Source organism: Saccharothrix sp. NPDC042600, assembly GCF_040647305.1.
Classification (GTDB): Bacteria; Actinomycetota; Actinomycetes; order Mycobacteriales; family Pseudonocardiaceae; genus Actinosynnema; species Actinosynnema mutabilis.
Genome location: NZ_JBEZBW010000005.1, coordinates 113,112 through 135,352 on the forward strand (window position 1 = coordinate 113,112; position 22,241 = coordinate 135,352).

The window sequence follows — 22,241 nt, forward strand, 5'->3', positions numbered from 1 at the left end:
GCCGGCCTCGCGTGCGGGGCAAGCTACGTGATCCACCCGGCCGGCACCCGGCAACCGCGCACGGGGGATTTGGTGTCGCGCCGTAGGATCGCCGGGTGCGCGGACCCAGCTACAAGGTCGTCGACCTGTTCTCCGGCGCGGGCGGGATGAGCCTCGGGTTCCAAGCGCACCGCGACTTCACCGTGGTCGGCGCGGCCGACGCGCAGATCGGCAAGCCGTCGTCGCGGCTGGGCTCGTTGCGCTGCAACGGGACCTACCGCGAGAACATCGGCGTGGACCCGCTCCAGGTGGACCTCGGCCGGCTCGACCCCGCCGTGCTGCGGCAGGTCTGGAACCTGCGCCGGGGCGAGCTGGACGTGCTGGTCGCCTGCCCGCCGTGCTCCGGCTTCACCCGCATCTCGCCCGCCAACCACCTGCGCGACGACCCGCGCAACTCGCTGGTCGGCCGGGTCGCGGCGTACGTGGCGGAGTTCCGGCCGCGGGTCATGCTGCTGGAGAACGCCCGTGAGCTGGTCAAGGGCAAGCAGCGCCACCACCTGGACGGCCTGGTCGACCAGCTCGTCGAACTCGGGTACGAAGTCGACGCGAGCTGCCACATGCTGTCCCGCTTCGGGCTGCCGCAGCTGCGCGAGCGCGCGATGGTCGTCGCCGTGGACACCGGCGTCCCGCTGCGCACCATGGAGGACCTCTGGTCGGGCTGGGAGGTCCGGCCCGGCGCGGTGACCGTCCGGCGCGCGATCGGCAAGTTGCCGCCGGTCGAGGCGGGCGTGGCGGACCCCGAGGACGCGATGCACGTGTCGCCGTCGTTCCGCAGCGCGAAGTCCCTCGAACGCATGATGGCGATCCCGGCCGACGGCGGCTCGTGGGGCGACCTGGTCGGGTCGCCCGCCGAGGAGCTGCTGAACCCGGCGCAGCGCAAGATCATCGACGACGGCAAGTGGGGGTCCCACCCGGACGTCTACGGGCGCATGTGGTGGGACGAGCCGGCGCGGACCATCAAGCGCGAGTGCGGGCACGTCGGCAACGGCCGGTACGCGCACCCCGTGCAGCACCGGCTGTGCACGGTCCGGGAGATGGCGCTGTTGCAGGGGTTCCCGCGCAAGTTCCGGTTCGACGTGTCCATCATCGGCAACGCTTACCGCCACTTGGGCGATGCCGTTCCCCCGTTGGTGTCATACCAGCTCGCGGCGTTGTGCAAGTGGATCCTGAGTGGACAGCCGCCGACCGCGAAGGACCTGTGCCTGCCCGGGACCTCGTTGCGCGTGGGGGACATCCGGCCGATCGGCGCGGCCGAACTGGTCGCCTAGATCACTTTTCGGCAACGGACCGGCGTCGGTTTGTTCCTACGGGTTTCCGCGTCGGTGGTCCACACCAGTCCTGACCTGCGGTGATCTGTTCCGCGTGTACTGGTCGAGACCTTTCGCCGGTAGGCGAAACGGCCGTCCGGCCCAAGCGTGGGCCCTCTGTCGATCGTCCCTTGTGGACTGTCCACTCGCGTTTTGGCTGCTCGTAGCCACTGCTACACAGAGTGTCACCCACACCTGTTCGGGGGTAACCCGATCGGATAGTGTTCCGCCGATTCCTGTCGATTCGGTGTCGGAGCCCCTGCCAGGCGGTCCCCCGAAGACGACTCGAAGCCCGCCGCCTCGAACCACACCAACGGGCTACTCGCGAGCCTCAAGGAGACACATGGCACCCCGGTTGACCCTGAAGCGCGTAGGGGCTGCGGTCCTTGGCGCCTCTCTGTTCGCTCTGACCACCGCGCTCCCCGCCGTCGCCGAAGCGGTCGAGGTGAAGCCGCACCCGTCCGCCGACATCCAGGGCATGGGCGTGCACCTGCAGAAGAAGAAGGCGGACGGCAAGCTTGAGGACTACGAGGGCGGAAAGCCGGTCAACACCGAGCTGATCGGCCTCCTGATCAAGGAGGGCGGCGAGAAGGACACCGCTGTCGCCTACTGCGTCGAGCTGCCCACCGGCTTGGAAGACGGCACCCCGCTGATCGAGGCCCCGTGGGGCGACCACCCCAACCCGGACTCCACGTTCCCCGAGAACGCGGCCCAGGTGAACTGGATCCTCCACCACAGCTACCCGAAGCTGCCCTACAAGGACGTGGCGAAGGAGCTGGGCGCCGAGGGTGCCAAGGAGAGCTCGGTGATCGCGGCCACGCAGGCCGCCATCTGGCACTTCACCGACGGTGTCGTGCTCAAGGAGAGCGACCCGACGGTCGAGCCGGACGACGTCGACGCCGACGTGCTCGCCATGTACAAGAAGCTCACGGAGAACAACCCGGGCCTCGACCAGGAGCCCAACCCGACGCTGAAGATCGACCCGAAGGAGCTGGAGGGCAAGGCCGGCACGCTGATCGGCCCGTTCGTCATCAGCACCACGACGGTCAAGGGCACCATCGAGGCGAACCTGCCGACCGGCGTCACGTTCACCGACAAGGACGGCAAGGAGCTCGCCGTCGCCGCGAACGGTGACTTCCGCGCCGCCTCCCAGGTCAACATCGCCGAGGTCTACGTCAAGGTCGCCGAGGGCGTCGCTCCGGGCGAGGTCGAGTTCACCGTCCGCGCCACCGCGGAGCTGCAGCACGGCCGCCTGTTCGTGGGCAAGGACGGCAAGAAGACGCAGTCGCTGGTGATCGCCAAGCCGACCCCGGCGTCGGTCAAGGACACCGCGAAGGTCAAGTGGGTCGAGAACGTCAAGCCGACCACGCCGTCGGAGACCACGACGACGACCACCACCACGACCACGGCCCCGACGACCACCACCACCCCGGCCCCGGCCGCCGGTGGCGGTGACGACGACCTGGCCTCGACCGGTGCGTCCATCTTCGTGCCGCTGCTGATCGGCCTCGGCCTGCTCGGCGCCGGCGCCGCCGCGCTGATCATCGTGCGTCGCAAGAAGACCGCCTGATAGGCGACAGCTCGACGAACGGCCCCCTCGGGACTCCCGAGGGGGCCGTTCCGCGTTCGGACCAGACCGGGGTTCCGGCCGGTCGGCGGTTCCGGTCGGGTCGGTGGTTGCGGTCGGGTCGGTGGTTCCGATCAGGCCGGCGGTCCGGGTCGGGTCGGTGGTTCCGGTCGCGTCCAGGGTCGGGTCAGCGGGTGAGGCCGGCTACGTAGATGTCGCCGTCGGCCACGGCCACGTCCCGGGCGCTCGACGCGCCGGACATGAGCAGGCGTGCCGGGTCGCGGAAGCCGGTGATCAGTTCGATGCGCTGCACCGGCTTCGGCGTCGGGATCACCGCGCCCGCCGTCCACCGCCCGTCGCGCACCAGGAACGTCCGCACGCCCGGCGCGCCGTCCTGGGTGGTCGCGTAGACGCGCCAGGTCGTGCCGCCGTGCAGTGGCTCCATCTCACGCGGGCGCAGGCCGCGCGCCACCTCCCGGGTCTCCCACCGGCTCCCGGTCCAGCGGGACAGGAAGTTGTGCAGTGGTCCGCCGTCGGCGTCGCCGGTGAACCACAGCACGAACGGCCGCCCCGCCGTCGCGCCCACCAGTTGGACGTAGTCCGGCGACTTCACCCCGCCGGGCACGGTCAGCGGTGTCTCGGCGACCTTCAGGTGCGTCTCCTGGTCGGCGTCGTCCACCTGCGTGCCCAGGTCGCGGCCGGCCGCCGAGTAGAAGTGCCGGTTCCGCGGGTCGAACCACGTGTAGTACACGTTCCGGTGGTACCGGTCGTGCCTGTGGCCCTCCGGCCCGCCGCCGGCCAGCGTGTAGACGATCCGCACCCGCCCGTTCGGCTCCGGGCGCAGCTGGCCGACGTAGACCTCGTTCATGTTGTCCGCCCGGCTGGTCGAGCCGATCACGAACGGGTGGCCGGTCAGCTCCCGCGACGTGCGCCAGGTCCGGCCGCTGTCGTGGGAGACGACGTACTGCATCGGCCGGGTGTCGGTGGGGACGCCCGGGTCGAGGTCGTGCGACGTCTCGCGGAAGAACACGTACACCGCCCCGTCCGGGGTGACGAACGGCATCGGGTACGTGGCCGCGTCCCGCGAGATCACGCGCTCGGTCCAGGTGCCCTCGATCGAGTGCGGGCGCGGCGAGCGGGACATGACCAGTTCGACGTTGTGCATGCCGCGGAACACGAGCAGGTGCCCGTCGGGCGCCTGGACCATCGTCGGGTAGTTGTGCGCGTCCGAGCCCCCGTCGCCGACCCGCACCGGCGCGGACCACGTGCCGGTGCGGTGGTCGTAGGACTGGACGTGGTTGTCCTCGAACCGCCCCGACCACGAGATGAAGGTCTTGCGGGCGACCGGGTCGTGCACCCCGCCCGCGACGGGGCGGCGGTCGCTGCGGGCGGCGACCGAGGTGGCGGGGGTCTGGACGGTGAAGCCGTCCGCGCCGGCGTGCGCGGGGGCCACCGGGATCAACGTGAGCGCTGCCAACAGGCTCAACAGCCGTGACATGGCCGTTACCTCCTGGTCCACGGCCACGGGACGTGGCCGACCAGGCGGCGGCGAGCCATCTTCGCACGCCGGCGGTAGCGTTTGCCGCTGGGGACGCCGGGGCGATTCGGGTAGCCTGCGTCAGGAGTGCGAAGGAGCACGATGAACTTCGACGAGATCAAGAACAAGGCGTCCGAGCTGCTTGAGGAGAACCACGAGAAGGTGGACCAGGGCATCGACGCCGCGGCCGACTTCATCGCGGGCAGGTTCGGTCACGAGGAGCAGGTCAAGCAGGTGGCCGAGAAGGCCAAGGACATCCTTCCGGGTGGAGAGTGAACTCGTTCAACACGGCTGAGCGGGTCACCCAGACCGGGGAGGCCCGCTCTCCTTCCGCGCAGATCGTGACCTGGCAGGGGTACGACGTGCCCCGGCTCGAACAGGTCCGCTTCCTGCTGTCGGAGCGCAAGCTGCGGGCGTCCGGCCGGATCGTGACGGCGGGGCCGGAGGAGCAGTTCAGCGGCTCGTTCGAGGTCAGCGTCGGCGAGACCGGCAACGTGACCCGGCTGCTGCTGCGCACCGCCACCGTGTCCGAGGAGCGCCAGATCTCGGTGTCCCGGTCCTCGGAGGGCGTCTGGCTGGTCGACCACGGCCAGGGCGCCGAGCGGGCCGACTTCGACGGGGCGGTGGACGTGGACGTGCAGTCCGCGGTGCTGTTCAACGCCATCCCCGTGCGGCGGCTCAACCTCCAGACCGAGCCCGGCGAGCACGAGCTGCCCGTGGTCTACGTGACGCTGCCCGACCTGTCCGTGCGGCTGGTGCGCCAGAAGTACCGGACCGTGTCCGTGGGCGACGAGCACTCCGTGGTGTCGTTCGAGAGCGGCGACTTCCGCCAGGACATCACCGTGGACCGCACCGGCCTGGTCGTCGACTACCCGGGCATCGCCTACCGCATCTGACGCGCCGGCGGGTCAGGCGCGCACCGCGATGGCCATGCCCTGGCCCACGCCCACGCAGGCCGCCGCGATGCCGGTGCCGCCGCCGCGGGCCCGCAGGTGGCGGCACAGGTCAACCACCACGCGGGGCAGGGACGCTCCCAGCGGGTGCCCGTAGGCGATCGCGCCGCCGTGCACGTTGACCTTCTCCCGCGCCACCTCCGGCAGGTGGTGCAGCACGGACAGCGCCATCGCCGCGAACGCCTCGTTGATCTCCCACAGGTCCACGTCCTCGGCCGCCATCCCCAGCCGCGCGAGCAGCTTCCGGATCGCGGTCACCGGGGTCAGCGTGAACCGGTGCGGCTCGTCGGCCGTCACCGCGCTGCCCAGGAACTCCGCGAGCGGCGTCACGCCCAGGTCGGCGGCCACCCGCTCGGTGCCCATCAGCACCGCCACCGCGCCGTCGCTCAACGGCGACGAGTTGCCCGCCGTCACCGGCCCGCCCTCGGAGAACGCCGACGCGAGCCGGCCCAGCTTCTCCAGCGACGTCTCCGGCCGCACCGACTCGTCCCGCCGCACCGCCGACCCGTCCCGCAGCTGCACCGCGAACGCGAACCCGTCGTGCACGCCCGCGTCCCACGCCGCCGACGCCCGCCGGTGCGACCGCAGCGCGTAGGTGTCCATCTGCTCGCGGGTGATCCCCAGCGACACGGCCACGTCCTCCGCCGCCCGCCCGAGCGGCACCGTCCACTCCGCCCGCATCCGCGGGTTCACCAGCCGCCAGCCCAGCGCCGTGGACACCGGCTCCAGCCGGTCGGCGAACGGCTTGTCCGGCCGCGGCACCACGAACGGGGCCCGGGTCATGCCCTCCACCCCGCCCGCGACCAGCAGGTCCGCGTCCCCCAGCGCCAACGCCCGCGCCGCCTGCACGACCGCCTCGCCGCCGGACGCGCACAGCCGGTTCACCGCGACCCCCGGCACGGTCGGCGGCAACCCGGCCAGCAGCGCCGCCATCCGGCCGATGTTCCGGTTCTCCTCGCCCGCCCCGTTCGTGTTGCCGTACAGCACGTCGTCCACACGCGCCGGGTCCACCTGGTGGCGGCGCAGCAGCTCGGTGATCGGCAGGGCGGCCAGGTCGTCCACGCGCACCCCGGCCAGCCCGCCGCGGTAGCGGCCGAACGGCGTGCGCGCGGCGTCGAGGATCAGCGGGCGCTGCATGGCCCCATCTTGACACCGGAACCGGGGGGCCGGCAGCTCACGCACCGGTCACGCGGTCACCAGGAACGGCACGAAAGCCGAGGTCGGACGCGTGTCGGCGGACGTGCTGAACAGCCGCACCTCGATCATGTGCGGGCCCGCCGACAGCCCGCTGGTGTCCAGCGCGAGCCGGTAGGTCCCGGCGACCCCCGGCCCGCCCAGGTTCGTCGGCACCGCCGCCACCCGCTCCTCGTCCAGCCGCACCGTGAACCCGGCCAGCCCCGCGAGGCCCGTGCCGCGCTGACCGGGCCGCCCCACCAGGGTCAGGTCGAACACCAGCCGCCCGCGGTGCACCGTCGCGCCCTCCGGCACCGGCTTGCCGCTCGCGTCGAGGATCGTCCCGTCGATCCGGGCCAGGTCCAGCTCCACCTCGGGCAACGGCGCGGTCCCCGCGGGCGACGTGGCCGGCGCGCCCGGCGCGGGCGTCAGCTCCAGGTCCACGTGGGTGGCCTGGACGCGCAGCGGCGTGAGGACGTTCGCCCGCAGCCGGCCGTCGTCGAGCAGCAACGCGTCCGCCGGCACGTCGGCCACCACCGGGTACCCGACGCCCGCCCGCCACGGCGCGCCCGGCACGGCGGGGCGCAGCGGCACCCGCGTGCCGCCCACGGCCAGCGTGAACTCCGGCGCGGTCGGCGAACCGTCGGTGTGCAGGAGCGCCATCCGGAGTTGCCCGCCGACCACCCCGGTGATCGGCGACCCGGTCAGCGGACCCGAGTCCGCCACCACGGCCACCTGGACCGGCGGACCCGCCAGCACCGGCGGCGCACCGGTCGGCGCCCCGTCGAACGCCACCAGCCCCACGTGCACGCGCTGCCCGGTCGGCCCGGCCACCGACACCAGCGCGGTCGCCTCCCGCCACCGCGGCACGACCGGGCTGGTCGCCACCACGTCGCCGTCGAGCAGCACCCGCGTCCCGTCGCGGCGCAGCACCAGCTCCCACCGGTGGGTCAGCGCGTGGTGCAGCGGCGGCACCTCCCGCACGACCGTGGACGGCGCGCCCTCGGGCGTGACCACCTCGGCGGTGGTCCGGCCGTTGCCGGACGCCACCCGCAGCCGGACCGCGTCGGGCGGCAGGCCGTCGCCCATGACCGTGCTGACCGGCCCCGGCACGAGGTCGAGGAACAGCTCGCCGTCCGCGCCCGGCGCGTCGGTCTCCACCACGAACCGGCCCAGCTCGTCCGCGTCCCGCAGCACGAACGGCGCCCGCGACCGCAGCGACGTCGGCGCCGCCGCGCACGTGCTGCTGATCACCAGCCGGCCGGCGTCGGACCCGGCGCGGGCACACGTGCCCCGCGTCGCGAGCCGCCACCGCGCCGGGTCGGGCGCGTCGGGCCGGTCGAACGCGTCGGCGAAGGCGTAGTCGCCGACCTGCACCGTCTTCGGCGTGCCCGTCACGCGCAGCGGCTCGGACCGCTGCCCGAACGCGTCCACCGCCCGGACGTCCACCGTGTACTCGGTCCCGTCGTCCAGCCCGGTCAGCTCGGTCGCCGGCTGCGCGACGAGCCTGGTCTGCTCGGGCTTGCCGTCCCGGCCCCAGCGGACCTCATACCCCGGCGCGTCCCCGGTCCACAGCACCTGGAGGCGGCGCGGACCGGGCACCACCCGCGGGGCGCGCGGCGACCCGGGCGCGGCCCCCGGCGTCGGCACCAGCACGCCCGGCGCGGCGAACGGCGCGAGCGACGTGGGCGGCGGCTGGGACGTCGAGGTCGCGGTCGCCTGCTCGCCGACGCCGTTGGTCCGCAGCACCGCCACCACCCCGCCGAACAGCACGACACCTGCGGCGATGACGGCGATCCGGCGACGGTCCATGCGGTCAAGCTATGTCGCGCGGTGATCGCGGTCACGGGCCGTTGCGCACCCGATATCTACAGGGGCCGGATCTCGAACGAGTACTCCGCCGACCGGGTCCGGCCCCGCTCGTCCACCGGGAGCACCCGCACGGCCACCCGGTGGCTGCCGGTCGGCACCCGGTCGAGGTCCACCAGGAACTCCAGCCGCCCGCCCGCCGACCCGTTGGTGGGCAGCACGACGACACCCTCGCCGTCGAGGTCCACCTCGACGCCCTTGACCGCCGCCACCTCGCCCGGCGTCCCGTCCAGCTCGACCACCACCCGCGCCTTGCCGCCGCGCGGGAACGCGCCACCCGGCCCGCTCTCGTGCACGACGACCACCACCGCCTCCGGCACCTCCGGCGTCGCCGGCCCCTGGTCGGCCATCCGGGGCAACGGCCGGCGCGCCGTGGCCCGCCCGTCGGACACCAGCAGGTGCGCGTCGAGCACGAAGAACGCCTCCGGCGCCCGCAGCCGCACCTCGACCTCCCGGTCCGGCAGGGGCTGCGGGAAGTCGGCGTACACGAACTGGGCGGCCATCGGCCCGGTCCCGCCGAACGGCACGGAGACGGCGGGCGCGGACCGGTCCCCGAACTCGACGGTGACCGGCAGGGCCGCGCCGCCGCGCTGCCGCGCCACCCGCGCGACCACCCGCACCCCGCTCGCGCCCTCCAGCCGGTTCGGCGCCACGGCGCCCAGCGGGACCAGCACGTCCTCGACGAGCCGCGGCGTGCCCAGCCGCACCAGCGACACCGGCACCGGGCTCTCCGGCGCGCCACCCACGCCGAACGTGTCCACCCGCGTGCCGCGCGCGTCCCGGAACGCCAGCCGGGGGTGCGCGGTCGTCCACGGCACCGCGACCGGCGCGGTGGCCAGCGCCTCGCCGTCCCGCAACGCCACCACGGCGTCCGGCAGCACCCGCAGCTCCCACCGGTGCCGCACGCCGGGCGTGGGCGGCGGGGCGGTGCCGACGACCGGGACGACCTTCGTGGTCGGGGTGAGCCCGTCGCCGAAGTCGAACGTCGCGCCGTGCCGGGCGAGGGTCAGCACCACCGAGCCCGGCGGGTACGGCTTGGTCAGGTGCCCGAGGTCCTGGAACGGCTCGGGCAGCAGCGCCAGCAGCACCCGGCCGTCGGCGGCCGTCGGCCCGTCGGTGGTGACGACGACCCGGCCCACCGCGCCGTCCGCCGCCGGCACGCCCAGCCGCAGCGGCACGTTCGACTGCAGGTCGAGCAGGTCGCAGGCGACCTCCAGGCGGCGGCCGTTGAGCGGGCGCAGCCCCAGGCACTCGCCGCCGCCGTCCACGACCCGCCACCGGCGCGGGCTCAACGCCTCCGGCCCGTCGAACCGGTCGATCGGCTGGACCAGCCCGTCGGCCCACGCCGGGTCGTGCACCAGGCGCGGCACGGCCTTGGCGACCACCGGCTCGGACCGGTCGCCGAGCGGCCCGACCGCCCGCACCTCCACGGCGACCTCGCCGTCCGGGTCGAGGCCGGTCAGCTCGGTCTCGGTGCCCCGCACCAGGCGCGTGCGGCCGGCCCAGCGGACCTCGAACCCGCCGTGGGGCAGGCCGTCGGTCGGCGTCCACGTGGCGCGCAGGCTGGTCGCGTCCAGCGCGGTGAGCTTGAGGTCGGCGGGCCGGCGCAGCGGTTGCGTGTCGGCGACGTGCTCCACCCGCTCGTCCAGGAACCGCGCGAACTCCCGCGGCGGCGGCGGTGCGGACTCGTTGCGCAGCACGACCACCGCGCCCGCCACGAGCACGAGACCGCCGAGCCAGACGAGGACATTGCGCCGCACCCGTCGAGCCTATGAGGTGCGCGCGAGCGCGGTGCTGCCGTTCAGCCCAACGATCCGCCCGCCGCGCGACCCCAGCGCGCGCAGGGCCGCCAGCGCCTGCGGCGAGGTGAGGTCGATGGTCAGGTCGGTCAACTCGGCGGTCCGCCCCTGCACCAGCGCCCGCCGCGCCGCGTGCCCGGCGTCGATCGTCTTGGCCAGGCCACCGGTGGACGCGAGCGACCCGCGCGCCGCCCCCAACCGGCCCAGGGCGTCGTCCACGGCGTCCAGCAGGGCGGACCGGTTGCCCTCGCACATCGCGCGGACCAGCTCGGGCCGGCTGCCCGCGACCCGCGTGCCGTCCCCGAACGAGCCCGCCGCCAGGGCCAGGGCCAGCGGCCCGCCGTCCGCGCCGACGCTGGCCAGCACCGCCGCGAGGACGTGGGGGAGGTGGGAGATCCGGGCCACGGCCGCGTCGTGCTCGGCGGCGGTGGTGGGGACGACGTGCGCCCCGGCGGCCAGCGCCAGCTCCAGCACGTCGGTCAGCACGTCGAGGTCGGAGCCGTCCTCGGCGGTGACCACCCAGGCGGCGTCCCGGAAGAGCTCGGCGGTGCCCGCGCCCCACCCGGAGGCGGACGTGCCCGCCATCGGGTGCCCGCCGACGTACCGGGCGGTCGGAGCCACCCGCGCGACCAGCTCGGCGACCGGCCCCTTGACGCTCACGACGTCGGTCAGCCGAACCCCGTCGGGGAGCAGTCGCACCACGTCCTCCACCGCCGGCAGCGGCACGGCGACGACCACCAGGGCGTCCCGCTCCCGCGCCCGCCGCAGGGCGTCCTCGGTGTCCAGCACCTCGAAGCCGTCCCCGCGCGCGGCGTCGGCGTCCGCCGCCGAGGCCGTGGCGCCCCACACCACCCGCCCGGCAGCGGCGGCGGCCCGCAGCACCGAGCCACCGATCAACCCCAGTCCGACCACGCACACGTCACGCACGCGCCACATCCTGCCGGCGCACCCCGACATCTCCCGCGAACTGCGCAACCGGTGAGTGCCCCGGCACGTCTCCCGGACCGTGCGGATCGACGTGATCAGGGGCCCCGAGGCCGAGTCCGTGGCGGCGGAACTCCGCGCCCACGACACCGAGGGCCTGCTCACGGTGTCAGTGGTGGACCGCCCGGGCCCGGCGGCCCTGGTGATCGGCGAGGAGGTGCCCGCCGCGCCGGACGTGACCGACCTGTGGACCCACCGCGTGCAGCCCTTCGCCCGCCGCCTGGCCGGTCTGGACGGTGGTCGTTCGGCCCCGGCCGTCCTGCACCCCCACGACCCGACCCTGCCGCACCTGGCTTCGATCCTCCTGACCCGCCTGTCCCGGGCCCTGCGCCACCGGGACGACGGCCGCTGGACCTACGACCACATCGGCTCGACCGCCGTGCCGGACCTGCGGGCGAAGCGCTTCATCGACCTCCAGATCGGCGCCACGGCCCTCCCCGACGCCGAGGTGGACGAGGTGCTGACCACCGCGGGCTTCCTCCCGGCGCGCGGCTCCCGCCCCGACTCCCCGGGAGTGCACGACGACCTGCCGCTGGACGGCGGCGGCGCGCCGGAGGTCTACCGCAAGCGCCTCTACCTCCGCCCCGACCCGGCCGCCCCGACGATCCTGCACGTCCGCCTGCTCACTTCCCCGTGGTGCAGGGCGACGACGGACTTCCGCGACCGCCTGAGGGCGGACCCCGCCACCCGCCGCGCTTATGAGGAGCTGAAGGACCAAGCAGCCCGCGACCACGCCGGCGACCCGGACTACGACGACTACACGCGCGCCAAATCGACCTTCATCACCAGCCACCGCTGAGCCGGGAACCGCCTAGGGCCTGTCCTCGAAGTGGGTGTGACAGCGCTCGGCGGGGTGGGGTCGGCGGCGCCGGCTTGGTGGGGCGGGCTCGGCGGGGCGGGCCCGGCGGCGGGGGCTCGGCGGGGCGGGCCCGGCGGGTGCGGTTGGCGGCGGGCTCGGCGGGGCGGAGTCGGCGGTGGGGCTCGGCGGGGTGGAGTCGGCGGTGGGCTCGGCGGCGCGTGGTGCGCGGGTGAGTTGGTGATCAGTGGGGGTGCGCCGGCCCGTGGGGCGCGGGGGTGGAGGTTGCCGCGCCCCACGGGTGGTCAGCGCAGCGCGTCCAGGGCGAAGGCGGTGTAGACGACCACGCCGTGTTCCATCGCCGCCTCGTCGAACAGGACTCGGCTTGAGTGGTTCGGCTCGGCTTGGGACAGGTCCACGCCTCGCGGGCAGGCGCCCAGGAAGGCGATCGCGCCCGGCACTCGTTGGAGCACGTACGAGAAGTCCTCCGCGCCCATCAGCGGGTCGTCCATCGGGGCCGACCAGCGGGAGCCCAGGGCCGCCGCGGTCACCTCACCCACGCGCGGGCCCACCTCGTCGTCGTTCACCGTCACCGGGTAGCCGGGCACGATCTCCACCTTCGCCGTGCAGCCGTGCGCGGCGGCGACGTGCTCGCAGACCTTCGGCAGTTCCCGCAGCACGAACGCCCTGGTCTCCTCGGACAGCGTTCGCACGGTGCCCTCGACCAGGGCCGTCTCCGGGATGATGTTCGTGGTCGTGCCCGCCTTGATGTGGCCGACCGTCACCACCGCCGGGTGGTGCACGCTCACCCGCCGCGCCACCAGCGTCTGCAGCGCCCCGACCAGGGCGGCGGCGGCCGGGACCGGGTCGAGCGCGTCGTGCGGCATGCCGCCGTGGCCGCCGCGGCCGGTGAACGTCACGTGGAACGTGTCGGCCGAGGCCATCGTCGGCCCGGGCCGCGACACCACGACGCCGGACTGCAGCGTCGAGGTGATGTGCAGCGCGAACGCCTTCTCCACCGGCGCGCCCGCCGCGTCGAGCACGCCCTCGTCGAGCATGTGCCGGGCACCGTGGTGCCCTTCCTCGCCGGGCTGGAACATGAACACGACCTGCCCGGACAGCGCCTCCCGCCGCGAGCTGAGCAGCCGCGCCGCCGACGCGAGCATCGCCACGTGGGTGTCGTGCCCGCAGGCGTGCATCGAACCGTCCACTTCGGACGCGTACGACAGCCCGGTGTCCTCCTGCAGCGGCAACGCGTCCATGTCGCCGCGCAGCAGCACCGACGGCCCCGGTTGCGCGCCGCGCAGCACCGCGACCACCGACGACGTGGACTTGCCGGTCGTGATCTCCAACGGCAACCCGGACAACGCGTGCAGGATCGCCGCCTGCGTCGCGGGCAGGTCGAGGCCCTGCTCCGGGTGCCGGTGCACCTGCCTGCGCAGCGCTACCGTCCTGGGCTGGAGCGCGCGTGCGGCCTCCGAGAGCCCGGTGAACCGGGGCTCGGAAGTGGTCGTCTGTGCGTTCGGCAGAGTTGTGCTCATCCCTCGATAGTGGCACCGGACGGTCCCCGACGCCCGGAGCCGAGGCCCCCGTGCTACCGGGTGCGGTCCGGTGGCCCTACGGTGTGCACATGGCACACCAGGAGCCGGTCAACGGCTTCGCTGTCGCGGTGGTCCGGGAGGACGGCCGCTGGCGGTGCAGCAGGATGGACAGCTCCGCGCTGTCCGAGCTCGACGCGGCCATCACCGAGCTGCGCCAACTGCGCTCCACAGGTGCCGTCTTCGGACTGCTCGCGGTGGACGACGAGTTCTTCATCGTCCTGCGGCCGGTGCCGGGCGGGGTGTCGCTCCTGCTCTCCGACGCCGCCGCGGCCCTGGACTACGACATCGCCGCCGACGTGCTGGACCTCCTGCGGGTGGACCCGCCCGACGAGGAGGACGACGAGCTGTGGCCCGAGGGTGACCTCGCGATCCTCGCCGACCTCGGGATGCCGCAGCACGAGCTGCAGGTGATCGTGGACGAGGTGGACCTGTACCCCGACGAGCAGTTGCAGATGATCGCGCAGCGCTGCGGGTTCGGCGACGAGTTCACCAAGCTGCTGGACACCATCCAGGCGTGAGCGACGAAGACCTGGTCCGGTCCGCCCTGGAGGTCGCCCGGCTGGCCCCGCGCACCGGTGACGTGCCGATCGGCGCGGTCGTCTACGACCCCGACGGCGTGGAGCTGGCCCGGGCCTGCAACGCCCGCGAGGCCCTCGGCGACCCCACCGCGCACGCGGAGGTGCTGGCGCTGCGGGCGGCGGCGGCCGTGTTCGGCGACGGCTGGCGGCTGGTCGGCTGCACCCTGGCGGTGACGGTGGAGCCGTGCACGATGTGCGCCGGCGCCCTGGTGCTCTCGCGGGTGGCCCGGGTGGTGTTCGGGGCCTGGGAGCCGCGGACCGGGGCCGTCGGCTCGCTGTGGGACGTGGTCCGCGACCGCCGCCTCAACCACCGGCCCGAGGTGGTGGGCGGGGTCCTGGCGGACGAGTGCGCGGCGCTGATGGAGTCGTTCTTCGCCGACATGTGATCGCGGTCACCGGGCCGCGAGCCGGGCGGGGCGGAAATAGCCCGCACGGGGGAAGCCGTTGATCGGCGGGCCGCAGTGCGCGCTGCGACGATCGGTTGCGTGTCGGTAGACAGCGTGGACGCCGTGTTGGCGGGTGGGGTCGCCCGGGGCGACCTCGCCGCGTTCGAGGTGCTGGTCCGCCGGTACCAGGGGCGGGTGCTGGGGTTCGCCGTCCGCCTGCTGGGCGACCGGGCCGAGGCGGAGGACGTGACCCAGGAGGTGTTCGCCACGGCGTGGCGGCGGCTCGACTCGCTCGCCGAGCCGGCCGCCGTGCGGACCTGGTTGTTCCGGGTGGCCTACCGGGAGTGCCTCGGGGTGCTGCGGCGGCGGAGGACCGATCCGGTGGGGGAGCTGCCGGACTTCGGGGTCACGCCGGTCGGGTCGGGCCAGGTGCCCCGCGACCCGTCCGCGGTGGCGGAGGTGGTGGCCGCCGTGGCGGCCCTGCGGCTGGCGCTGCGCCGGCTGCCCGAGCCGCAGCGGGCGGCCTGGCTGCTGGCCGAGGTGGACGGGCTCTCCTACGCCCAGATCGCGCTGGTGGTGGGGGCCAGCGAGGAGTCGGTGCGCGGTCGGCTCGCGCGGGCCCGGGTGCGCCTGGCGGAGGTCATGAAGGTGTGGCGGTGACCAGCCGCGACGACCTCCCGACGACGCCGGCGACCCCCCGGTGACGGGCGGGTGCCCCGGTCTTGTATTGTTCTCGGCGGTGGCGTGTCCGAGCGGCCGAAGGAGCACGCCTCGAAAGCGTGTGAGGTGCAAGCCTCCGTGGGTTCAAATCCCACCGCCACCGCTCTCGACGGGGCCCGGTTCGCGATCATCGCGGAACGGGCCCCGTCGGCTTTTGCGCTCTGGTCTTGTCAAGGTGCGACCTTCGGGGGCACCGCGCCGCCTCGTCAGGCGGGCGGCGCCCCGTCGTGTGCGTCGCGCCCCGCCGGCGCTGGGAGGGCCACCGGCTTGGCACGTGATCGAGCTTACCCCATGTTCGAACACACGTTCGAGTGAAGACGGGCAATCCGCCCTGTGGGTGATCACACCCCGACCCATGTCGCCAGCGTGTGCCCGTGGAGGGTCAACAGTTAGTGACGCCTTCTACCGAAGTTCATCCGATCCGGGGAGGATGCGCGGACCCGCCAACTTTTCTCCGGAGGATCCGTTGAGACCCACCCCGCTCCGCGTCGGGTTAGCGGTCACCGCCGCCTCGGCCGTGTCCCTGGCCCTGGTCGCGCCCGCCACCGCGGCGCCCAGCCCCGATGCGCTCATCGCCGAGGTGTACGGCGGTGGCGGCAACTCGGGCGCCACGCTGACCCGCGACTTCGTCGAGCTGGCCAACCGCGGCGACAGCCCGGTCGCCCTCGCCGGGTGGAGCGTCCAGTACCTGCCCGGCAGCGCGAGCGCGGGCAGCCAGTGGCAGGCCACGCCGCTCACCGGCGCCGTCGAGCCCGGCAAGCGCTTCCTGGTCGCCCAGGCGCAGGGCTCCGGCGGCACGGTGCCGCTGCCGGCCCCGGACGTCACCGGCGCCATCGCGATGTCCGCCACCGGCGGCACGGTCGCGCTCGTGACCGGCACCGAGCCGCTCACCTGCAAGACCGCCGCCGACTGCGCGGCCGACGCCCGCGTCCGCGACCTGGTCGGCTACGGCTCGGCCACGGTGGTCCGCGAGACCACCCCGACGGCGAACCTGAGCAACACCACGTCCGCCGCCCGCCCCACCCCGACCGACACCGACGACAACGCGGCCGACTTCACGATCGGCGCGCCCACCCCGGTGAACTCCAAGGGCCAGGGCGCCGGCGACCCGGACCCCGGGCCGCAGCCCGGTGACAAGCGGATCCGGGACGTCCAGGGCACCACCCGCCTCTCGCCGCTGACCGGCGCGAAGGTCGCGGGCGTCCCCGGCGTCGTCACGGCCACCCGCGCCACCGGCGACCGCGGCTTCTGGATCCAGGACACCGCCCCGGACGCCGACCCGCGCACCAGCGAGGGCGTGTTCGTCTACACCGCGGGCCTCGCGCCGACCGTCGAGCCGGGCGACTTTGTCCTGGTCAGCGGCACCGTCGCGGAGTACCGGCCGGGCGGCGACAACGCGTCCAACGCCAACCAGACGCTCACCGAGATCACCGGCGCGACGGTCACCGTGCTGTCCAAGGGCAACGCCCTGCCGGCCCCGGTCGTGCTGACCCCGCCGGACGGGTTCACCCCCACCGCGGGCGGCGGCAGCATTGAAACGTTGCCGCTGGAGCCCTCCAAGTACGGCCAGGACTACTACGAGTCCCTCGAAGGCATGTACGTCCAGGTCGACGACGCTCGCGTGGTCGGCCCGACGAACAGCTTCAGCGAGACGTGGATCACCACCCGGCCCGACCAGAACCCGACCCCGCGCGGCGGCACCGTCTACCTCGGCTACGACCAGCCCAACAGCGGCCGGATCAAGGTCAAGGCGGGCAGCGCCACCCCGAAGGCGTCCAACGTGGGCGACGTGTGGCGCGGCGCGACGGTCGGCAACGTCGAGTACACCAACTTCGGCGGCTACACCCTGGCCACCAAGTCGGTCGGTGAGCACGTGTCCGGCGGCATCCAGCCGGAGGCCACCGACGCGGCGCGCCAGTACGAGCTGTCCGTGGCCACCTACAACGTGGAGAACCTGGCCGCGACCAACCCGCAGGCCAAGTTCGACCGGCTCGCGGCGGCGGTCGTGGACAACCTCGCCTCGCCGGACGTCGTCGTGCTGGAGGAGATCCAGGACAACAACGGCGCCACCGACGACGGCACGGTCGCGGCGGACCAGACGTTCGCCAAGTTCACCGAGGCGATCGTCGCGGCGGGCGGCCCGCGCTACGACTGGCGGCAGATCGACCCGCAGAACAAGACCGACGGCGGCGAGCCGGGCGGCAACATCCGGGTGGCGTTCCTGTTCAACCCGGCGCGGGTGTCCTTCGTGGACCGCACGGGCGGCGACGCGACGACCCCGGTGTCCGTGGTCCGCGAGCACGGCCGCGCCGCGCTGTCGGTGTCGCCGGGCCGCATCGACCCGACGAACCCGGCCTGGGCGAACAGCCGCAAGCCGCTCGCGGGCGAGTTCAAGTTCCGCGGTCGCACGGTGTTCGTGGTGGGCAACCACTTCAACTCCAAGGGCGGCGACCAGGCCCTGCACGGCCGGTACCAGGAGCCCAACCGGTCCTCCGAGGTGCAGCGGCTCAAGCAGGCCGCGGCGCTGCGGGCGTTCGTGGACCAGGTGAAGGCGGTCGACCGGGGTGCCAACGTGGTGCTCGCGGGTGACATCAACGACTACCAGTTCTCGCCGACGGTGAAGACGCTGACGGCGGACGGCACGGTCGTGGACCTGATCTCCACGCTGCCCGAGGCCGAGCGGTACAGCTACGTCTTCGACGGCAACTCGCAGACGCTGGACCACATCCTGATCAGCTCGAACATCACGCGGTACCGCTACGACGTGGTGCACATCAACGCCGAGTTCGCCGACCAGGCCAGTGACCACGACCCGCAGGTCGTCAAGCTGCGCCCGAGCACGGGGAACCCTCAGGTGGACCGCATGGTGTACCTGCTGGAGGACCTCGCGGAGTGCGTGCGGGGCTGACCCGGCGACAACGCGAAACGGCCCCGCCCGGAAATCCGGGCGGGGCCGCTTTCTGCGGAGGATACGGGATTTGAACCCGTGAGGGGGTTAACCCAACACGATTTCCAATCGTGCGCACTAGGCCGCTATGCGAATCCTCCGCCGAGGAGTCTAACGGAGGCACCTTCCGGTCCCCAAAACGGGTGGTCATCGCGTCCTTGGGGCTGCTCGACGGGCACGGCGGCCGGCGCGTTCGACGGCGGCGTCCGACGGGGCCCGGCACGCGGGTGCGGACAGCGTCGTGGTGGCCGCGCCGGTCCGCGCGGGGTGGTGGTGGAAACGCTCCGCTGACCCTCGGCTACACTTGCCGTGGACCTCGTGCGGCGCACATCCCATGAACCTCCCCAGGGCCGGAAGGCAGCAAGGATAAGTGGGCTCTGGCGGGTGCACGGGGTCCCCTTCTTCTGTCGGACCCCTTCGGTAGGGTCTGCGGCGTGGCGCTCGCCCTCTACCGCAAGTACCGACCGGCCACCTTCGCCGAGGTGGTCGGGCAGGAGCACGTCACCGACCCGCTGCGCACGGCGCTGGCCGCCGGTCGGGTCAACCACGCCTACCTGTTCTCCGGTCCCCGCGGCTGCGGCAAGACGTCTTCGGCACGGATCCTCGCGCGGTCGCTGAACTGCGTGAACGGGCCGACGCCCGACCCGTGCGGCGAGTGCAACTCGTGCATCGGCCTCGCGCCCAACGGCGCGGGCAGCGTGGACGTGGTGGAGCTGGACGCCGCGTCCCACGGCGGTGTGGACGACGCCCGCGAGCTGCGCGACAAGGCTTTCTACGCGCCGGCGGAGTCGCGCTACCGGGTGTTCATCATCGACGAGGCCCACATGGTCACGACGCAGGGCTTCAACGCCCTGCTCAAGATCGTGGAGGAGCCGCCGGAGCACCTGATCTTCATCTTCGCGACCACCGAGCCGGACAAGGTGCTGCCCACCATCCGGTCGAGGACGCACCACTACCCGTTCCGGTTGATCCCGCCGTCGGCGATGCGCGCGCTGCTGGAGCGCAACTGCGCGGCCGAGGGCGTGGCGGTCGAGCCGTCGGTGTTCCCGCTGGTCATCCGGGCGGGCGGGGGTTCGGCGCGGGACACGCAGTCGGTCATGGACCAGCTGCTGTCCGGCGCGGGCCCCGAAGGGGTGAAGTACGACCGGGCGATCGCGTTGCTCGGCGTGACGGACGTGGCGTTGATCGACGACGTCGTGGACGGCCTGGCCGAGGAGGACGGCGCGAAGGTGTTCGGCACGATCGACCGGTTGGTCGACGCCGGGCACGACCCGCGCCGGTTCGCCTCCGACCTGCTGGACCGGTTGCGCGACCTGGTGCTGCTGCACGCGGTGCCGGACGCGGGCGAGCGCGGGCTGGTCAACGTGCCGGACGACGTGCTGGCCAAGATGCTGGCGCAGCGGGACGCGACCCGGCCGGCGACGGTCACGCGGTGGGCCGAGGTGCTGCACCAGGGGCTGACGGACATGCGCGGGTCCACCGCGCCGCGGTTGCTGCTGGAGCTGGTGTCGGCGCGGATGCTGCTGCCGTCGGCGAGCGACGCCGAGTCGGCGGTGCTGCAACGGGTCGAGCGCCTGGAGAAGCACGGCCCGCCGGCGGGTGCGGTGCAGGCCGGGGCCGCGGTGCCGACTGGTGCTGCGCCTGTGGCGACCGGGGCTGTCGCGGGTGGTGTGCCGGCTGAGGGTGGGCGGACGTTCCAGAGGCCTTCGCGGCGGTCCGAGCCGCCGACCGCACCCGTTCAGCAGGCCGCACCAGTTCAGCAGCCGGCACCGGTTCAGCAGGCAGCGCTCGTTGAGCAGGCCGCGCCGAGCCGGCCCGAGCCGCCGACCGCGCCCATCCAGCAGGTCCCGCCGAGTGCGCCCGCGGCGCCGGCCGCACCCGCGCAAGCCGCCGCGCCCGCACCCGCCCCCGCCGCACCGGCGTCAGCCGCGGGCGGGGTCGACGTCGGCGAGGTGCGCAGGCGGTGGGCCGAGTTGTGCTCGATCGTCAAGGGGCTCGCGGGGCCCAGCGCGAGTGCCCTGCTGACCAGCGGTGCGACGGTCGCCGAGGTGGACAGCGGTTCCGTCACGATCACCCACTCCTCCGCGCCCCTGGCCCGGCGGCTGGCCGAGCCGCGGACCGTGGACGCCATCGCCAGCGCGTTCAGCCAGGTGTTCGGCGGGTCGTGGCAGGTCCGGTGCGTGCACGGCGCGCCCAACCAGGCCGCCGCCCCGCGTCCGACGCCCCAGCGCGAGCAGCGGCCCGCGCCCACCCGGCCCAGCCAGGCCGCTCGGGCGCAGGAGCTCCGGCAGCCGCCGAGCCGGTCCGCGCCGGTGGACGACGTGCCGCCGCCGCCCGAGCCGCCGGAGCCCGACGAACCCCTCCCGCCGGAGCCGGTGGACGAGGAGGAGATGCTCGCCGAGGCCGCCCGGCCCGGTGACGCCGGTGATCAGCTCGACCCCGAGCAGGTCGTGCTCAAGCTGCTCGCCGACGAGTTGGGCGCGCGACCGCTGAAGAGCTGAGCGCGCGACTACGCTGGTGGCAAACCCCAGAGGAGAGGAACCCGCGGTGCAACCCGGTGGGCCGAACATGCAGCAGATCCTCCAGCAGGCGCAGAAGATGCAGCAGCAACTCGCCGCCGCACAGCAGGAGTTGGCCGAGGCCGAGGTGACCGGCACCGCGGGCGGCGGGCTGGTGACCGCCGTCGTGTCCGGTGGCGGCGAGCTGAAGAGCCTGAACATCGACCCCAAGGTGGTCGACCCGGAGGACGTGGAGACGCTGTCCGACCTGGTCGTGGCCGCCGTCCGCGACGCCAACCGCGCCGCGCAGGAGCTGGCCGCGCAGAAGATGGGGCCGCTGGCCTCCGGCATGGGCGGCTTGGACAGCCTCGGCGGGCTGTTCGGCTGATGTACGAGGGGCCCGTCCAGGACTTGATCGACGAACTCGGCCGCCTGCCGGGCGTCGGTCCCAAGAGCGCGCAGCGCATCGCCTTCCACCTCCTCGGGGCGGACCCGGCCGACATCTCCCGGCTCCAGGACGCCCTCCAGAAGGTCAAGGACGGCGTGGTGTTCTGCGAGGTGTGCGGCAACGTCTCCGCCGAGGCGACGTGCCGCATCTGCCGCGACCCGCGCCGCGACCTGAGCCTGATCTGCGTGGTCGAGGAGCCGAAGGACGTGCTGGCCGTCGAGCGGACCCGCGAGTTCAAGGGCCGCTACCACGTGCTGGGCGGCGCGCTGGACCCGTTGTCCGGGGTGGGTCCCGACCAGTTGCGCATCCGGCAGCTGCTGACCCGGATCGGCACCGAGGTCAACGAGATCATCATCGCCACCGACCCGAACACCGAGGGCGAGGCGACCGCCACCTACCTGGTGCGGATGCTGCGCGACTTCCCCGGCCTGACCGTGACGCGCCTGGCGTCGGGGCTGCCGATGGGCGGTGACTTGGAGTTCGCCGACGAGCTCACGCTCGGCCGGGCCCTGTCCGGCCGGCGCAGCATGTGAGGCTCGTCGCCGTCGACGGCCCCTCGGGGTCGGGCAAGTCGACCTTCGCGGCCACGCTCGGCGGGGTCGTGGTGCCGACCGACCACTTCGCGACCTGGGACGACCCGGTGTCGTGGTGGCCGCGCCTGGTCGCCGACGTGCTGGAACCGCTGTGGGCGGGCCGCCCGGCCCGCTACCGGCGCATGGACTGGAGCGAGGGCCGGCCGCGCCTCGGCGAGTGGGTCACGGTCGAGCCGCCCGACCTGCTCGTCATCGAGGGCGTGTCGGCGGCCCGGCGGTCCATCGCGCCGAAGCTGGACGAGGCGGTCTGGGTCGAGCTGCCCGACGCGCGGGAACGGCTCGAACGGGCCGTCGCGCGGGACGGCGAGGCCGGTCGGGGGCACCTGGAGCGCTGGCAGGCCTTCGAACGGGGCTGGTTCGCGGTGGACGGCACCAAGGACCGCGCCGACCGGATCGTCCTCACCGGCTGAGCACCCACCGGCTGAGCACCCACCGGCTGAACACCC

19 protein-coding genes, 2 tRNA genes and 1 other RNA gene are annotated in these 22,241 nt (G+C 73.8%); 15 read left to right on the forward strand and 7 right to left on the reverse strand.

Features of this window, described 5'->3' with window-relative positions; genetic code table 11:
* Positions 1-95 precede the first annotated feature (95 nt).
* A complete protein-coding gene (locus tag AB0A74_RS06105) occupies positions 96-1,307 on the forward strand; it encodes a DNA cytosine methyltransferase (protein ID WP_343935682.1) in 1,212 nt (403 codons plus the stop codon).
* 382 nt (positions 1,308-1,689) lie between these two features.
* On the forward strand, positions 1,690-2,916 hold the full coding sequence (locus AB0A74_RS06110; protein WP_358247790.1) for a thioester domain-containing protein: 1,227 nt from the start codon (positions 1,690-1,692) through the stop codon (positions 2,914-2,916).
* 184 nt (positions 2,917-3,100) lie between these two features.
* On the opposite strand, the gene AB0A74_RS06115 is transcribed toward AB0A74_RS06110, so the two are convergent.
* The gene (locus AB0A74_RS06115; protein WP_358247791.1) at positions 3,101-4,411 is read right to left on the reverse strand and encodes a BNR-4 repeat-containing protein; all 1,311 of its coding nucleotides are present in this window, start codon (positions 4,409-4,411) and stop codon (positions 3,101-3,103) included.
* 141 nt (positions 4,412-4,552) lie between these two features.
* Here AB0A74_RS06115 and AB0A74_RS06120 point away from each other — a divergent pair, with 141 nt between their 5' ends.
* Complete coding sequence (locus AB0A74_RS06120) at positions 4,553-4,726, forward strand: antitoxin (RefSeq protein WP_358247792.1); 174 nt, start codon at positions 4,553-4,555, stop codon at positions 4,724-4,726.
* Positions 4,723-5,346 carry a putative glycolipid-binding domain-containing protein gene (locus tag AB0A74_RS06125; protein ID WP_358247793.1) on the forward strand — a complete coding sequence of 208 codons (624 nt, stop codon included), beginning with the start codon at positions 4,723-4,725 and terminating at the stop codon, positions 5,344-5,346. The genes AB0A74_RS06120 and AB0A74_RS06125 overlap by 4 nt, the downstream gene beginning before the upstream one ends.
* A gap of 12 nt (positions 5,347-5,358) precedes the next feature.
* Here AB0A74_RS06125 and AB0A74_RS06130 read toward each other — a convergent pair whose 3' ends face one another.
* From AB0A74_RS06130 to AB0A74_RS06145, 4 genes are read right to left on the reverse strand one after another with little or no spacing between them, the layout of a single operon-like run.
* Positions 5,359-6,540 (reverse strand): thiolase family protein, encoded by a 1,182-nt coding sequence (locus AB0A74_RS06130; RefSeq protein ID WP_358247794.1) that lies wholly within the window; start codon positions 6,538-6,540, stop codon positions 5,359-5,361.
* Between the two features lie 48 nt (positions 6,541-6,588).
* Positions 6,589-8,388, reverse strand: coding sequence for a fibronectin type III domain-containing protein (locus tag AB0A74_RS06135; RefSeq protein ID WP_358247795.1), 1,800 nt, complete (start codon positions 8,386-8,388; stop codon positions 6,589-6,591).
* 56 nt (positions 8,389-8,444) lie between these two features.
* A complete protein-coding gene (locus AB0A74_RS06140) occupies positions 8,445-10,205 on the reverse strand; it encodes a fibronectin type III domain-containing protein (protein ID WP_358247796.1) in 1,761 nt (586 codons plus the stop codon).
* Between the two features lie 9 nt (positions 10,206-10,214).
* Positions 10,215-11,171, reverse strand: coding sequence for a prephenate dehydrogenase (locus AB0A74_RS06145; protein ID WP_358247797.1), 957 nt, complete (start codon positions 11,169-11,171; stop codon positions 10,215-10,217).
* A gap of 91 nt (positions 11,172-11,262) precedes the next feature.
* On the opposite strand from AB0A74_RS06145, the gene AB0A74_RS06150 reads away from it, so the two are divergent.
* The gene (locus AB0A74_RS06150) at positions 11,263-12,027 is read left to right on the forward strand and encodes a GrpB family protein (RefSeq protein WP_358247798.1); all 765 of its coding nucleotides are present in this window, start codon (positions 11,263-11,265) and stop codon (positions 12,025-12,027) included.
* A gap of 302 nt (positions 12,028-12,329) precedes the next feature.
* Here AB0A74_RS06150 and AB0A74_RS06155 read toward each other — a convergent pair whose 3' ends face one another.
* Complete coding sequence (locus tag AB0A74_RS06155) at positions 12,330-13,565, reverse strand: M20 family metallopeptidase (RefSeq protein WP_358247799.1); 1,236 nt, start codon at positions 13,563-13,565, stop codon at positions 12,330-12,332.
* Positions 13,566-13,654: 89 nt separating this feature from the next.
* On the opposite strand from AB0A74_RS06155, the gene AB0A74_RS06160 reads away from it, so the two are divergent.
* The 5 genes from AB0A74_RS06160 (at position 13,655) to AB0A74_RS06180 (ending at position 18,217) form a co-directional block, all read left to right on the forward strand.
* Positions 13,655-14,143, forward strand: coding sequence for a tRNA adenosine deaminase-associated protein (locus tag AB0A74_RS06160; protein ID WP_343935673.1), 489 nt, complete (start codon positions 13,655-13,657; stop codon positions 14,141-14,143).
* The gene (locus AB0A74_RS06165; RefSeq protein WP_358247800.1) at positions 14,140-14,589 is read left to right on the forward strand and encodes a nucleoside deaminase; all 450 of its coding nucleotides are present in this window, start codon (positions 14,140-14,142) and stop codon (positions 14,587-14,589) included. Before AB0A74_RS06160 ends, AB0A74_RS06165 begins: the two co-directional genes overlap by 4 nt.
* 99 nt (positions 14,590-14,688) lie before the next feature.
* Positions 14,689-15,249 (forward strand): RNA polymerase sigma factor, encoded by a 561-nt coding sequence (locus tag AB0A74_RS06170; protein ID WP_343935671.1) that lies wholly within the window; start codon positions 14,689-14,691, stop codon positions 15,247-15,249.
* A gap of 78 nt (positions 15,250-15,327) precedes the next feature.
* Positions 15,328-15,412: transfer RNA gene (locus tag AB0A74_RS06175), tRNA-Ser, on the forward strand.
* A 414-nt stretch (positions 15,413-15,826) separates the two neighbouring features.
* On the forward strand, positions 15,827-18,217 hold the full coding sequence (locus AB0A74_RS06180; RefSeq protein WP_358247865.1) for an endonuclease/exonuclease/phosphatase family protein: 2,391 nt from the start codon (positions 15,827-15,829) through the stop codon (positions 18,215-18,217).
* 55 nt (positions 18,218-18,272) lie between these two features.
* Here AB0A74_RS06180 and AB0A74_RS06185 read toward each other — a convergent pair.
* Positions 18,273-18,357 (reverse strand) — tRNA-Ser (locus AB0A74_RS06185).
* Between the two features lie 207 nt (positions 18,358-18,564).
* On the opposite strand from AB0A74_RS06185, the gene ffs reads away from it, so the two are divergent.
* The 5 genes from ffs (at position 18,565) to AB0A74_RS06210 (ending at position 22,205) form a co-directional block, all read left to right on the forward strand.
* Positions 18,565-18,659, forward strand: an RNA gene (gene ffs / locus AB0A74_RS06190) — signal recognition particle sRNA small type.
* A 31-nt stretch (positions 18,660-18,690) separates the two neighbouring features.
* Complete coding sequence (locus tag AB0A74_RS06195; RefSeq protein ID WP_358247801.1) at positions 18,691-20,757, forward strand: DNA polymerase III subunit gamma and tau; 2,067 nt, start codon at positions 18,691-18,693, stop codon at positions 20,755-20,757.
* Between the two features lie 46 nt (positions 20,758-20,803).
* The gene (locus AB0A74_RS06200; protein ID WP_343935664.1) at positions 20,804-21,142 is read left to right on the forward strand and encodes a YbaB/EbfC family nucleoid-associated protein; all 339 of its coding nucleotides are present in this window, start codon (positions 20,804-20,806) and stop codon (positions 21,140-21,142) included.
* Entirely contained in the window at positions 21,142-21,735 is a 594-nt protein-coding gene (gene recR / locus AB0A74_RS06205) for a recombination mediator RecR (RefSeq protein WP_358247802.1), read from the forward strand. Before AB0A74_RS06200 ends, recR begins: the two co-directional genes overlap by 1 nt.
* Entirely contained in the window at positions 21,732-22,205 is a 474-nt protein-coding gene (locus AB0A74_RS06210; protein ID WP_358247803.1) for a hypothetical protein, read from the forward strand. Before recR ends, AB0A74_RS06210 begins: the two co-directional genes overlap by 4 nt.
* Positions 22,206-22,241: the final 36 nt, after the last annotated feature.